The organism is Xanthomonas dyei (assembly GCF_002939865.1).
In the GTDB taxonomy this organism is placed as follows: Bacteria; Pseudomonadota; Gammaproteobacteria; order Xanthomonadales; family Xanthomonadaceae; genus Xanthomonas; species Xanthomonas dyei.
The window spans coordinates 15840-29385 of sequence record NZ_MDEE01000038.1 but is presented as its reverse complement, the minus strand read 5'-3'; the positions used below and the strand labels follow the sequence as shown (position 1 = coordinate 29385).

The window sequence follows — 13546 nt, the reverse complement described above, 5'->3', positions numbered from 1 at the left end:
TCAGTTTCAGGGCCGTTAGCTCAGTTGGTAGAGCAGTTGACTCTTAATCAATAGGTCCAAGGTTCGAATCCTTGACGGCCCACCAGACAGGCAGCCACTCAGCGAAAGTTGAGTGGCTGTTTTTCTTTGTGCCGATGCCTGGTCCAGGCGCACTGCATTGCCTGTATCGCTACCCAGCCTACGCCGTTAGCGCAACGCCTGCTGCCACGTCGACGTGCGAATCGATTCGCTCGGTCCTCGTCACTTCGGATAGACCGGGTGACGACACCGCAGGCGGCGGCAGTGCGCCGCCTGCGGTGTCGTTATCTCGCAGCGCTACGATGCGTCGCTCGCTCGTCTTTAGCGCTGCTTGTCCAGCAGCTGCTGGCGCACGGCAATCATGCAGCTCTCCTTGATGATCAGGTGCTCCAGAGCGCTGTTGTCGTCGCGGTTGCCGCTTCCCAGATCCAGCACCGAGACCTGCATACTGCCGTGTCGCCTGAAGCTGTCGATGGCGGTAGTGGCGTTCTTCAGCGGAACGGTGGCGTCATTGGACGAGCCGCACAGTAGCGTGCGTGTGCGTGGCGTCCAATCCAGCAGATCGTTGCGCACCAAGTCCCTGCGGAACGGATTGTTCGGATTGCGCGGGACATCCTTGTAGAAACTCGGCTGGAAATAGCTGCCGATCTTGTCGATGCCCGGCAGTGCGTCGCCGATCGCAAGATCGGTCAGCTCATCCTTACCCGGAAAGTATCCCTCGACCTTGCCCGCCCACGGGTCCTGAAAGACCTGCGACGGCGCGAGATAGATGTTGTGATACGCATGCTGCATGCCGACCAGCGCGTAAGTGACCAGCACCAAGCCGAACGTGCTTTCGCCAACCGCATTGGTTCCGCTCCAGCTGTCCAGGAAGGTCTGACTCAGCGCATACGGCCCGGAGATCGGCGCGCTGGCCACCAGATTGAATTCCTTGGAGTCGTGCGCCTCGATCTCGCGCTGGGTCGCCATCGCCGCATGCCCGCCTTGCGAATATCCCGACAGCATGACCTTGCCCGACAGTGGCGTGTGCAAACGTGCCAGAACCTGGCGTGCGGCGCGCATCGCATCGATGCTCGCACTGGCTTCGGTGGCCGCGTGCAGATAAGGATGGAACGGATACTGCGACTTGCCCAGTCCCAGGTAATCGGTGCTGACCACCACATAGCCGGTGCCTGCCAGTCGAGTCACAAGCGGGTCGTCGCCCTTTGCATCGCGGATGTCCTTCGCCTGTTCCGCGGTACGTTTGGGTTGGGTGCCCTGGTTCCAGCTCAGTAAGGGGTAGGGGCCTGTGCAGCGTGTGCCGCCCGGCACCAGCAGAACGCCCGACGCGGTGGTCGGCTCTCCTTGGACACCGATCGTGGCGTAGGTGAACTCGGCCACGCGAACATCGCATGTCGGAAGGTCGCTGGCCTTGTCGTCGGGCAGCAAGGCGGCAAGTGCCGAGCGGGTGTAGCTGCTCAGGAAGTTACTGTTGAGCAGGGTGCCGCGCGCAGGCGATGCCATTGCGATCATCGGCAGCAAGGCGAGCGCCGTCCCAATAGCCGTGAACAGGTGTGACGCATTGCGAATCCGTTGCTGGACCATGGTGTGGTGCCTCATCATGTGGTGACCCGAAAAGTACGGCTTGCGTGGAGAGCGACCGGGGATTCGAAGACTTCCCGCCGCAGGAGCAATTCCTTGCTGGTGGTGCAGGTCTTCTATCCGGTAACGACGTGCAATCAGGCGCGTATCGACCAGCAGGCTTTAAAAAGTGGGGGTATGCGATATGCCGATAATGCGATTGCAAGTTGGCAGCGCCAGATGATGTGCTTATCGGATAGCCCAGGATTTCCCAACAACGAAGCCCGCACTCCGAGTGCGAACGCGCGCTGCGTGAGGCGCTTATTCGCCGCTCTGCATTTACCAGGCATTTGACGCAGTAGATTCGCAGGACGATTGAAGTCGGCAGCGCGATGCGCAACTCATGGTTCCCTACTGGTAACTCGCTATCGCGGCGCTGCAGACAGTGGGCTGTGCATTCCCGCTCGGTGGCGCGACATCTCCATGCCGGGAGAACCTGCATGTGCATTAAGGGCAGCTAACAAACCGAATGTGCTCACCGTCAGGCGGGCGCGGCCGGTGCTCGGTGCGGCGTGGTCCACGCGTACACTCCGGTGCTGAGCGCGCCGTCCACACCTACCTGACGACTGCTCGCTACGTTTTGTTAGCCGCTCTAAGTAAGAAATATCGAATGCCGAATGGATGCGGCTGCATCACTTGATCAGCGGGTTACCAAATGCTGCCTTAGATATTCGAAACTGCCCTTCGACTCGATTAAGTCAAGGGTGTTACCTATATATTGCAGGTAGTTGCAAAAGAATTCTGCAGTTGCAGCGCCGCGCGCAATCGCCGCAGCAATTAATTCACGTCAATTTACCTGCGCCACGCGCGTGCAGCTGCGCGCTTCTGCAGTCGCCGGCCGAGTGTTACGCCTGTTCCACGCGCGGAAACGCAAGCAGGAAGCGCGCGCCCTTGCCTGGTGCCGATGTCACCTCGATAAAGCCGCCTGCCTGGCGCACCGCGCTATACACCTGGGCCAGGCCCAGGCCGGCTCCCTTGTCTGCGCTCTTGGTGGTGAAGTACGCCTCGAATAGCCGCGACTGCACATGGCTGTCCATGCCGTGCCCGTCATCGGCGACCGCGATGGTGGCGAACTCGCCAGCGGGTTTGGTCAGCGTTGCATCGGCCTTGGCGACCTGCGTTTGACCGGTCTCCACGCGGATGACACCGTCGCTTGCGCAGGCGTCGCGCGCGTTGATGACCAGATTCAAGATCGCGCGTTCCACCGTATGCCGGTCGACCATGGCGCAGCATCCGCCCGCAGCAGTGTTCACGTGCAAGCGCAGGTCTGCGCCGACGACTTGCTCAAGCAACGGGTTGAGCTGGTCGGCCAGTGCGGCGAGATCAACCGGTTCGGGGCTATACGGATACTGGCGCGAAAATCCGACCAGCCGCTGCGCCATGACCGAGCCATGTTGAAGCGCGGCATCGGCCACGGCGAGCAGTTTGGTGTCCTGTGCGTCGATTTTCCCACGTTGAACCACCAGGTCGATCGCCGAGGTAGCGGCCTGCAGCACGTTGTTCAGATCGTGCACGACACCTGCCAGTAGTTGTCCAACCGCCTCGCCCTTCTGTGCCTGCTCTGAGATCTTTTCGGCAGCGCCCTGGGCGGCGCGCGCAATGTCCAGATCGTCTTCGATGCGCTCGCGCAGATCGCGCAGGCTGTGCAACTCGGTCGACAGCGAATCCGCGCGCGTGCGCGCCAGCATCAACGCGCCCATGGAGAACTCGCGCTCCGCCTTCAAGGTGCGATCCAGCGTGTGGAAGGCTGCCTCCAGCGCACGGCGATCGGAGATGTTCTTGCTGACCGCCAGGATCGCCTCGACCTTGCCGGCCTCGTCGAACAACGGGCTGGTGACCACCTGCCAGGTCTGGCGCACGCCAACGAAGTTGACGCAGCTGGCCTCGAACTCATGCACCGTCACTGCCAGCGATGCCGCCAGGGCCATATCGATCAACTCGGCGGCTTCGGCCGGCCAGAACTCGCGCCAGCGGCGAGAAATCAGCTGCCCGGGGTCACTGGCGCCCAGGACGGTCAGTCCGTTGGCATTGACCTCCGTGATCCGTCCGTCGAGGTCGATCTCTTTGATGCAGTCTCGCGACAGTGCCACGATCTGACGGTATCGGTCTCTCATTGCGACGGGGCGCTCTCTCGGCTTTGGTTTAACGGAATTTTCGCAAATATTGACGCAGTCATGCGCAACCACGCCGACCAGGTTAGGGCTGGGATCAGGCTGGGAGCGTAAACCGTTCAGTTGAGGTCGGTTCGCAATGGCCTGCAGAACTGCGACTCGGCAGGTGTCCGTGTCCTGCCTGCCTCACACCCGCACCGCCTCGCCACTCGTTCGCAGTGCTTTTTCTTTGCCGGCATCCCTGCAACAATGCACACGCACCTGCAACATCGCGAAAGTGGCGGAATTGGTAGACGCACCAGATTTAGGTTCTGACGCCGCAAGGCGTGGGGGTTCGAGTCCCCCCTTTCGCACCAATGCAGTGCGGCCGTGAGTGCTCCGGCCGCCGCAGCTCCTCCGGCAAACCAGTCTTTTCCACTGCAGACGCCGGTGTGCGCGTTCCGCTGGCAGCCGCCGCCGTTATCGGCGAAACTACAAGGCTCGGCGGCATTCTCGCCATCCGTCAACCCGTCTCTTCCATCTCGTGCCGACGCTTGTGCTGTCGGTGGCAGGAGTCAACATGCAAGCATCGATCGAATCCACCGGCAATCTGGAACGCCGCCTGACCTTCACCTTGCCGCAGGAGCGTCTGGAGACCCACGTCGGTGGCCGCCTGCGCGAACTGGCGCGGACCACGCGCATCAAGGGCTTTCGTCCCGGCAAGGTGCCGACCAAGGTCATCGAGCAGCGCTTCGGTCAGCAGGTGCGTGCCGAGGCGATGGAAGGCCTGTTGCGTGAAACCTTCGACTCGGCCGTGCGCGAGCACTCGCTGCGTCTGGCCGGCAACCCGCGCATCGATCAAGGCGAAAGCGATTTCGACTTCGTCGCCACCTTCGAAGTGGTGCCGGACTTCGGCGATATCGATGTCGCCAAGCTGTCGGTAGTGCGCCACACCGCCGAGGTAACCGATGCCGACATCGACCAGATGATCGAAAACCTGCGTCTGCAGCGCCGTACCTGGAACCCGGTCGAGCGCGGTGCGCAGGTCGGCGATCTGGTGGCGCTGGAAACCTGGTCGCAGGCCGGCGACGAGCGTCTGCCCGCCGAAGGCGTGGAGACCGGTAGCAGCGTGCTGGGTTCGGGCGTGATGTTCGACCAGATCGAAAAAGGCCTGGAAGGCCTGGCCAAGGGCGAAGACAAGACCCTGACCGTCGATTTCCCGGCCGAGTGGCGCGTGCCGCAGCTGGCCGGCAAGACCGTGCAGGTGCACGTCAAAGCAGTCGAAGTGTCCGAGCCGGTGTTGCCGGTGGTGGACAAGGAGTTCATCAAAAGCTTCGGCGTCAAGAGCGGCGATGCCGAGCAATTCCGCGCCGATATCCGCACCAACCTGGAGCGCGAGCTCAAGGGCGCGCTGATGAACCGTCTGCGTCGCGAAGTGGGCGAGCAGCTGATCGCCGCCTACGCGCACGTCGAGATGCCGCCGCGTCTGGTCGAGAACGAAGCCCGTTCGATGCTGGCCCAGCAGGTCGAGCAGGTGCGTCGCAGCGGTCGCGATCCGGGTCAGGTGCCGGACGATGCGTACCAGGGGTTCATGGATGCTGCCGCCAAGCGCGTGCTGGTCGGTCTGCTGGTCGGCGAAGTGGCCCGCCGTAACGAGCTGCGTCTTGAATCCAAGCGCGTCAGCGAAACGCTGCGTCTGATCGCCTCGACCTACGAAGAGCCGGAACAGGTCATTGAGATGTACCGCAACGACCCCCAACTGATGGGGGGGCTGCAGAGCCGTGTGATGGAAGAGCAGGTGATCGACTGGATCGCCGAGCGCGCCCAGCACACCGAGCAGCCGCTGTCGTTCCAGGACGCCATTCGCGTCTGATGCGGTAGCAAGAAGGACCGCGCCCTGCAGTCTCGAGGGCGCGGACGTCGAACACGGGCATCGGCACAGGCCGCTGCCACAACGGGAAGACTGATGAGCATTGTGACCAAAGCCCTGAACCTGGTGCCCATGGTGGTCGAGCAGACCAGCCGTGGCGAGCGTGCGTACGACATCTACTCGCGTCTGCTGAAGGAGCGTCTGATCTTCCTGGTCGGTCCCATCGACGACCATATGGCCAACGTCATCGTTGCCCAGCTGCTGTTCCTGGAAGCGGATAACCCGGAAAAGGACATCAGCATCTACATCAATTCGCCAGGTGGCGTGGTCACCGCCGGTATGGCGATCTACGACACCATGCAATACATCAAGCCGGACGTTGCCACCATCTGCGTCGGCCAGGCCGCCTCGATGGGTGCGCTGCTGCTGGCCTCGGGTGCCGCCGGCAAGCGCTATGCGCTGCCGAATTCGCGCGTGATGATCCATCAGCCGCTGGGCGGCTTCCAGGGCCAGGCGACCGATATCGACATCCATGCGCGCGAGATCCTGACCCTGCGTTCGCGCTTGAACGAGATCCTCGCCAAGCACACCGGACAGTCGTTGGAGACCATTGCGCGCGACACCGAACGCGACAACTTCAAGAGCGCGGTCGATGCACAGGCCTATGGCCTGGTGGATCAGGTGCTGGAGCGTCGTCCGGAAGAGTCGATCCAGCCGTCTTGATCGCCAGGCCGCTGAAATTGCAGGAAAATCCGGCAGGGTCGGGTGGGGCGAACCTCATTCCGACCCTGTGCTATTCTCGAAATCGAACCCCCGTGCATCGGGTGGGGTAACTGGGTAACAGAAGCATGAGCGAAGACCGCCAAGGTCGTTCCGGCGACAGCAATAAGATTCTCTACTGCTCGTTCTGCGGTAAGAGTCAGCATGAAGTCCGTAAGCTGATTGCCGGTCCCAGCGTATTCATCTGCGATGAATGCGTTGAGCTGTGCAACGACATCATTCGTGAGGAGCTCGAAGAAAAGGCGCAGTCGGCCCGTTCCAGTCTGCCCAAGCCGCGCGAGATCCTCGAGGTGCTGGATCAGTACGTGATCGGGCAGCTGCGCGCCAAGCGCACGCTTGCCGTGGCGGTGTACAACCACTACAAGCGTATCGAGAGCCGCAGTAAGAACGACGACGTCGAACTGGCGAAATCCAACATCCTGCTGGTCGGTCCGACCGGTTCGGGCAAGACGCTGCTGGCCGAAACGCTGGCGCGCCTGCTCAATGTGCCGTTCACGATCGCCGATGCCACCACGCTGACCGAGGCCGGCTATGTCGGCGAGGATGTGGAAAACATCATCCAGAAGCTGCTGCAGAAGTGCGACTACGACGTCGAAAAGGCACAGCAGGGCATCGTCTATATCGATGAAATCGACAAGATCTCGCGCAAGAGCGAGAACCCGTCGATCACCCGCGATGTGTCCGGCGAAGGTGTGCAGCAGGCGCTGCTGAAGCTGATCGAAGGCACGGTTGCCTCGGTGCCGCCGCAGGGCGGTCGCAAGCATCCGCAGCAGGAATTCCTGCAGGTCGATACCAAAAATATCCTGTTCATCTGTGGCGGCGCGTTTGCCGGTCTGGACAAGGTCATCCAGGCACGCTCCAACGACGCTGGCGGCATTGGCTTCGGTGCCAAGGTCAAGAGCAGCGAGCGTAAGCAGGAAGTCGGCAAGATCCTGGCAGAGGTCGAGCCGGAAGATCTGATCAAGTTCGGTCTGATCCCCGAATTCGTCGGCCGCCTGCCGGTGGTCGCCACGCTCGAGGAGCTGGACGAGCCGGCGCTGATCAAGATCCTGACCGAGCCCAAGAACGCCATCACCAAGCAGTTCAAGAAGCTGTTCGACATGGAAGGCGTGGAACTGGAGTTCCGCCCGGACGCGTTGTCTGCAATCGCCAAGAAGGCGCTCAAGCGCAAGACCGGCGCCCGTGGTCTGCGCACTATCGTCGAATCGGTGCTGCTGGATACGATGTACGAGCTGCCCTCGCAGGAAAATGTGAGCAAGGTTGTGGTGGACGAGTCGGTGATCGAACACAAATCCGAGCCGTATCTGATCTACCAGGCGCAACCGGCCCCGGCCAAGGCTGCGTCCGGCGATTGAGCTCCGTATCCGCGTTGCCAGGCCTTGGCCTCGCTCGCGGATAAAGGGTTTCGGACTGCTACTTGCAACACCTCGCCGATGGCCCCATAACGGGGCCATCGGCTTTTTTTAGGCCCTAATTTCCCCGATTCCTGCGGAGCGCCCCATGGCCCAGTCCCAACCAGAAGTTCTCGATCTGCCAGTGTTGCCGCTGCGCGACGTGGTGGTGTTTCCGCACATGGTGATTCCGCTGTTCGTCGGCCGTGACAAGTCGATGCGCGCGCTGGAAAAGGCCATGGATGCGGACAAGCGCATCCTGCTGGTGGCGCAGAAGTCGGCCGAAACCGACGACCCGGCCGCCGGCGATCTGTACACCGTCGGCACCCTGGCCCAGGTGCTGCAACTGCTCAAACTGCCCGATGGCACCATCAAGGTGCTGGTCGAGGGCCTGTCGCGGGTCATCGTCGACAAGGTCGTCGAGCTGGACGGCGCATTGCAGGGGCAGGGCACCGAAGTGGAAGCCAGCGATGGCCGTGAGCCGCGCGAAGTGGAAGCGATCGCGCGCTCGTTGATGTCCCTGTTCGAGCAGTACGTCAAAACCAACCGCAAGTTGCCGCCGGAGTTGTTGCAGACCCTGGCCGGCATCGACGAGCCGGGCCGCCTGGCCGACACTATCGCCGCGCACATCGGCGTGCGCCTGGCCGACAAGCAGCGCCTGCTGGAAATCACCGAGATCGGTGAGCGCCTGGAGTTGCTGGTTGGGCTGGTGGATGGCGAAATCGACGTCCAGCAGCTGGAAAAGCGCATTCGCGGCCGCGTGAAGTCGCAGATGGAAAAGAGCCAGCGCGAGTACTACCTCAACGAACAGATGAAGGCGATCCAGAAGGAGCTGGGCGACCTGGACGACGCGCCGGGCGAGCTGGAAGAACTTGCGCGCAAGATCGCCGAGTCCGGCATGCCCAAGCCGGTCGAGACCAAGGCCAAGGCCGAGCTCAATAAGCTCAAGCAGATGTCGCCGATGTCCGCCGAGGCAGCGGTGGTGCGCAATTATCTGGACTGGCTGCTGGGCGTGCCGTGGAAGAAGCGCACCAAGGTTCGCAAGGATCTGAAGGTTGCCGAAGATACGCTGGACGCCGATCACTACGGTCTGGACAAGGTCAAGGAGCGCATCCTTGAGTACCTGGCAGTGCAGTCGCGGGTGAAGCAAATGAAGGGCCCGATCCTGTGCCTGGTCGGCCCGCCGGGCGTGGGCAAGACCTCGCTCGGGCAGTCGATCGCCAAGGCGACCAACCGCAAGTTCGTGCGCATGAGCCTGGGCGGCATCCGCGACGAAGCCGAGATCCGTGGCCATCGCCGGACCTATGTCGGCTCGATGCCGGGTCGCCTGGTGCAGAACCTCAACAAGGTCGGCAGCAAGAATCCGCTGTTCCTGCTGGACGAGATCGACAAGATGTCGATGGACTTCCGCGGCGACCCGTCGTCGGCATTGCTGGAGGTGCTCGATCCCGAGCAGAACAATTCCTTCAACGACCATTATCTGGAAGTGGATCTGGACCTGTCGGAGGTGATGTTCGTCGCCACCTCCAACTCGCTCAACATCCCCGGCCCGCTGCTGGACCGCATGGAAGTGATCCGCATCCCCGGCTATACCGAGGATGAAAAACTCAACATCGCGATGCGTTACCTGGTGCCCAAGCAGATCAAGGCCAATGGCCTGAAGCCGGAAGAGATCGAGATCGGCAGCGATGCGATTCAGGATGTCGTGCGCTACTACACCCGTGAATCGGGCGTGCGTAATCTGGAGCGCGAGATCGCCAAGATCTGCCGCAAGGTGGTCAAGGAAATCGCACTCGCCGGCCCGCAGCCGGTTGCGAAGAAAGTTGTTGCCAAGAAGGGCAAGCCGAAGGCGTTGGTGACGGTGGGGTCGAAGAATCTCGACAAGTACCTGGGCGTGCGTCGCTTCGACTTCGGCCGCGCCGAAGAAGAAAACGAAATCGGTCTGGTCACCGGTCTGGCGTGGACCGAAGTCGGCGGCGAGTTGTTGCAGGTCGAATCGACGTTGGTGCCGGGCAAGGGCAATCTGATCCTGACCGGTCAGCTTGGTAACGTCATGAAGGAGTCTGCATCGGCGGCGCTGTCGGTGGTGCGTTCGCGCGCCGAGCGTCTGGGCATCGATGTGGATTTCCTGCAGAAACAGGACGTGCATGTGCACGTGCCCGATGGCGCCACACCGAAGGACGGCCCAAGTGCAGGTATCGCGATGGTGACATCGTTGGTATCGGTATTGACCAAGGTGCCGATCCGCGCCGATGTGGCGATGACCGGCGAAATCACGCTACGTGGTCGCGTGTCGGCAATCGGTGGCTTGAAGGAGAAATTGTTGGCGGCACTGCGTGGCGGCATTCGCACCGTGCTGATCCCGGACGAGAACCGCAAGGACTTGGCCGACATCCCGGCCAACGTCACGCGCGACTTGAAGATCGTGCCGGTCAAGTGGATCGACGAAGTGCTGGATCTCGCCCTGGAGCGTCCGCTGGCACCGAAGAAGGCAGGCAAGGAAAAAGCCCGCAAGACCGCGTCGCGCGTTGCCGTGCGCGGCAAATCGCGCACTACTCCGGGTACCCGCGTCAAGCACTAACGTGCGCTGTCTAAGACGTCCCGAAACAAGCCAAAACCCGCGTCGTTATTGGGTTTTGGCTTGCGTGCCGTTGGGGGCGCTGGTATAAATGCACGACTCGTGGGCGCGGCAAAATGTGATGCGTCACGCGATACCACTTGTGTCGGGTTCTTCGCTAACGGCAAGAGCGCCGATTGTCGATTCCGCGGCATCTGCCGCAAAGGGAGTTTCAAGAATGAATAAAACCGAATTGATCGATGGCGTTGCCGCTGCCGCTGACATCTCCAAGGCTGAAGCTGGCCGTGCTGTCGACGCGGTTGTGAGCGAAATCACCAAGGCGCTGAAGAAGGGCGACGCTGTCACCCTCGTTGGCTTCGGCACCTTCCAGGTCCGCGAGCGCGCTGAGCGTACCGGCCGCAACCCGAAGACCGGCGACAGCATCAAGATCGCTGCTTCGAAGAATCCTGCATTCAAGGCTGGTAAAGCCCTGAAGGATGCAGTAAACTAATCGACTCGCTAGGGTGCTTAGCTCAGCGGTAGAGCGTCTCCCTTACACGGAGAGGGTCGGGGGTTCGAAACCCTCAGCACCCACCACTAAGCACCAGGCAAAGTTTTAAGCGCGGAGCGGTAGTTCAGCTGGTTAGAATGCTGGCCTGTCACGCCGGAGGTCGCGGGTTCGAGTCCCGTCCGCTCCGCCAGTTATACCGAAGCCCTCGGCCTTGTGCCGGGGGCTTTTTTATTGGCTGTTCAAGCCTTGTCCCGCGGTTGGACGGCGCGTTGGCCTTTGGTGGCGGGAGCACAGTTCGGGTGCGGCGGTAAAGCGGCGCGATAACGACTGTAGTTGCGGCGCGCTCGCGGTCTTTGCCGATGCAGCGCCGTAGCTTTGCTGCATCTTGACCCGAGGCTAACGGCCGTTGGGCTGGGTGCGTGGCGTCAAGCGGGTTACACTGCGCGGCTCGCCCACAGGCCGTGATTTGCCAATGCTGCAGAAACTTCGCGACAAGACGTCAGGCTGGATCGCTACCGCCATCCTGGGGTTGCTGATGATTCCGTTCCTGTTCGTCATCGACAACAGCTACCTGGGCGGGATTGGCGCCAACAATGTGGCCAAGGTGCAGGCGCCGCCGACGTGGTGGAAATCCGCGCCGACCTGGTGGCCGATCTCGCTGCTGTGGCAGCACCACGAAATCAGCACGCAGGATTTCCGCGCGCGCTTCGAACAGGCGCGCATGCAGGAGCGCCAGCGTCAGGGCGAGAACTTCGACCCGCGCACCTTCGAATCCCGCGAAAACAAGCTACAGGTGCTCGACCAGCTGGTGGACGAGCAAGTGGTTCGCCTGGGTGCCGAAGATGCCGGTATCGTGATCGGCGATGCCACGGTGCGCGATTACATCACCAATATTCAGGCGTTCCAGGTCGATGGCAAGTTCAGCCCCGACCAGTACCGCGCCGCATTGGCGCAGGGCACACCGCCGCGCACGCCGGCGCAGTTCGATGCGCTGGTGCGCGACAGCTTGCAGCAGTCGGTGATCCCGCAGGCTGTGGCCGAATCGGGTTTTGCAACCAAGTCCGAGTTTGAGCGCCTGCTCAAGCTGATGGGCGAAACGCGCGACGTGGAGTTGGCAATGTTGCCGCCGCCGGCCGCCGATACCGCGCCGGTCAGCGATGCGCAGATCAAGCAATGGTATGACGCGCATACGCAGGATTTCCGTCAGCCGGAGACCGTCAGCATCGAATACGTCGAGCTCAATGCCGCCACGATGCCGCCGGCCACGGCAGCTGACGAGGCGACGTTGCGCAAGCGCTATGAAGAAGAGAAGGCGCGCTTTGTCAAGCCGGATCAACGATTGGCGTCGCACATCCTGATCAGCGCCGGTGGCGATGCTGCTGCGCAAAAAGCTGCCGAAGCCAAGGCAGCCAAGCTCGCGGCGGAGGCCAAACAGCCAGGTGCCGACTTCGCTGCGCTGGCCAAGGCCAATTCGCAGGATCCGGGCTCCAAGGATGCCGGTGGCGATCTGGGTTGGGTCGAGAGGGGCACCATGGTCAAGCCGTTCGAAGACGCGCTGTTTTCGATGAAGGCCGGCGATGTAGTCGGGCCGATCAAGACCGAGTTCGGTTATCACGTGATCCAGCTGCGTGAGGTCAAGGGTGGGCAGGGCAAGTCGTTCGAGCAGGTGCGCGACCAGCTTGCCGCCGAGCAGCTCAAGGCCGATGCCGATAAGGCGTATGCCGATATCAGCGGCAAGCTGGTGGATCAGGTCTACAAGAATCCGACTGCGCTGGAGCCGGCGGCCAAGCAGGTCGGTGTGCCGGTGCAGACCCTCGGCCCGTTCTCGCGCACCAACGCCAGCGGTATTGCCGCCAATCCGGCGGTGCTGCGTTCGGCGTTCTCCGAAACGCTGGTGCAGGACGGCACGGTCAGCGACCCGATCACCATCGCCCCCAACCACAGCGTGATGCTGCGCGTGACCAACCACACTGCCGAGCAGGCGTTGCCGTTGGACAAGGTGCGCGACAAGGTGATTGCGGCGGTACATGCCGACCGTACCGAGAAGGCCGCTGCTGCTGCTGCCGATGCGCTGCTGGCACGCGTGCAGAAGGGTGAAACCCTGCAGGCGCTGGCGGCGAGCGAGAAGCTGCAGGTGCAGCCGATCCCGGGCCTGCCGCGCACTGCGCCGATTCCGACGCCGGCCGCAAATCGCGCAATCTTCAGTGCGCCGCGTCCGACCGAGGGCAAGCCGTCGGTGGGTAAGGTGGAGCTGGATGGCGGCCGCTTTGCGGTGTTCGTGATCAGCAAGGCCACGCCGGGCGACCTGAAGCAGATGCCGGCCGAGCAGCAGACGATGCTGCGCGAGCAGCTGAGCCAGATCGACGGCAACAACGCCGCGCAGGCCTACGTCAAGGAAATGCGCAAGCGCTACAAGATCCAGATTGAAGAGGCGCAGTTGTAACGGCTGGCTGTCGCCGGATGCAAAGAGAGAGCCCGGGTGACTGGGCTTTTTCTTTGTGCGCTGTTGGCGTTGCGCATTGGTATGTGGTCGTGTTTCAGCCGTCGATGCAAAGTGGTGAGCAGTCAGTGTCCAGCCGGTCTGCCGTCGAGCATACACAGCACGGTACGAACGGCTGATAGACGCTTATAGCCGCGGCGCGCGCGGCCTGTCTTCGGTGCGGAGTGTCACGCTCCTGCGGTCCGGGTCCGAGTTTGCCGTCCATGCCC

8 protein-coding genes, 4 tRNA genes and 1 other RNA gene are annotated in these 13546 nt (G+C 62.1%); 11 read left to right on the top strand and 2 right to left on the bottom strand.

From position 1 onward, the window contains the following. Positions 1 to 9: 9 nt before the first annotated feature. Positions 10 to 85, top strand: a tRNA-Lys gene (locus tag XdyCFBP7245_RS19110). Positions 86 to 339: 254 nt separating this feature from the next. Here the strand turns inward: XdyCFBP7245_RS19110 and XdyCFBP7245_RS19105 are convergent. Further along, complete coding sequence (locus XdyCFBP7245_RS19105; protein ID WP_104617029.1) at positions 340 to 1602, bottom strand: alpha/beta hydrolase family protein; 1263 nt, start codon at positions 1600 to 1602, stop codon at positions 340 to 342. A gap of 548 nt (positions 1603 to 2150) precedes the next feature. Between XdyCFBP7245_RS19105 and XdyCFBP7245_RS19100 the strand changes: the two genes are divergently transcribed. Beyond that, a non-coding RNA gene (locus tag XdyCFBP7245_RS19100) (sX9 sRNA) lies at positions 2151 to 2227 on the top strand. A gap of 256 nt (positions 2228 to 2483) precedes the next feature. On the opposite strand, the gene XdyCFBP7245_RS19095 is transcribed toward XdyCFBP7245_RS19100, so the two are convergent. Beyond that, positions 2484 to 3752 (bottom strand): two-component system sensor histidine kinase NtrB, encoded by a 1269-nt coding sequence (locus tag XdyCFBP7245_RS19095; RefSeq protein WP_104617028.1) that lies wholly within the window; start codon positions 3750 to 3752, stop codon positions 2484 to 2486. A 268-nt stretch (positions 3753 to 4020) separates the two neighbouring features. Here XdyCFBP7245_RS19095 and XdyCFBP7245_RS19090 point away from each other — a divergent pair. The 9 genes from XdyCFBP7245_RS19090 to XdyCFBP7245_RS19050 all read left to right on the top strand — a co-directional run bounded on the left by XdyCFBP7245_RS19090 (position 4021) and on the right by XdyCFBP7245_RS19050 (position 13280). Beyond that, positions 4021 to 4105, top strand: a tRNA-Leu gene (locus XdyCFBP7245_RS19090). Between the two features lie 203 nt (positions 4106 to 4308). Continuing rightward, positions 4309 to 5601, top strand: a complete 1293-nt coding sequence (gene tig / locus XdyCFBP7245_RS19085) for a trigger factor (protein ID WP_104617042.1) — start codon at positions 4309 to 4311, stop codon at positions 5599 to 5601. Positions 5602 to 5694: 93 nt separating this feature from the next. After that, entirely contained in the window at positions 5695 to 6321 is a 627-nt protein-coding gene (clpP, locus tag XdyCFBP7245_RS19080; RefSeq protein ID WP_055845978.1) for an ATP-dependent Clp endopeptidase proteolytic subunit ClpP, read from the top strand. Between the two features lie 125 nt (positions 6322 to 6446). Beyond that, the gene (gene clpX, locus XdyCFBP7245_RS19075) at positions 6447 to 7733 is read left to right on the top strand and encodes an ATP-dependent Clp protease ATP-binding subunit ClpX (RefSeq protein WP_046963201.1); all 1287 of its coding nucleotides are present in this window, start codon (positions 6447 to 6449) and stop codon (positions 7731 to 7733) included. Between the two features lie 145 nt (positions 7734 to 7878). Beyond that, entirely contained in the window at positions 7879 to 10350 is a 2472-nt protein-coding gene (gene lon / locus XdyCFBP7245_RS19070; protein ID WP_104617027.1) for an endopeptidase La, read from the top strand. A gap of 214 nt (positions 10351 to 10564) precedes the next feature. After that, complete coding sequence (locus XdyCFBP7245_RS19065; protein ID WP_002806049.1) at positions 10565 to 10837, top strand: HU family DNA-binding protein; 273 nt, start codon at positions 10565 to 10567, stop codon at positions 10835 to 10837. Between the two features lie 11 nt (positions 10838 to 10848). After that, positions 10849 to 10923 (top strand) — tRNA-Val (locus XdyCFBP7245_RS19060). Between the two features lie 27 nt (positions 10924 to 10950). Continuing rightward, positions 10951 to 11027, top strand: a tRNA-Asp gene (locus XdyCFBP7245_RS19055). Positions 11028 to 11309: 282 nt separating this feature from the next. Then, positions 11310 to 13280 carry a peptidyl-prolyl cis-trans isomerase gene (locus tag XdyCFBP7245_RS19050; RefSeq protein WP_104617026.1) on the top strand — a complete coding sequence of 657 codons (1971 nt, stop codon included), beginning with the start codon at positions 11310 to 11312 and terminating at the stop codon, positions 13278 to 13280. Positions 13281 to 13546: the final 266 nt, after the last annotated feature.

Coding starts and splice junctions, on each gene's coding strand:
- XdyCFBP7245_RS19105 (WP_104617029.1), bottom strand. CDS start 1,602: ATGGTCCAGCAACGGATTCGCAATGCGTCACACCTGTTCACGGCTATT.
- XdyCFBP7245_RS19095 (WP_104617028.1), bottom strand. CDS start 3,752: ATGAGAGACCGATACCGTCAGATCGTGGCACTGTCGCGAGACTGCATC.
- tig (WP_104617042.1), top strand. CDS start 4,309: ATGCAAGCATCGATCGAATCCACCGGCAATCTGGAACGCCGCCTGACC.
- clpP (WP_055845978.1), top strand. CDS start 5,695: ATGAGCATTGTGACCAAAGCCCTGAACCTGGTGCCCATGGTGGTCGAG.
- clpX (WP_046963201.1), top strand. CDS start 6,447: ATGAGCGAAGACCGCCAAGGTCGTTCCGGCGACAGCAATAAGATTCTC.
- lon (WP_104617027.1), top strand. CDS start 7,879: ATGGCCCAGTCCCAACCAGAAGTTCTCGATCTGCCAGTGTTGCCGCTG.
- XdyCFBP7245_RS19065 (WP_002806049.1), top strand. CDS start 10,565: ATGAATAAAACCGAATTGATCGATGGCGTTGCCGCTGCCGCTGACATC.
- XdyCFBP7245_RS19050 (WP_104617026.1), top strand. CDS start 11,310: ATGCTGCAGAAACTTCGCGACAAGACGTCAGGCTGGATCGCTACCGCC.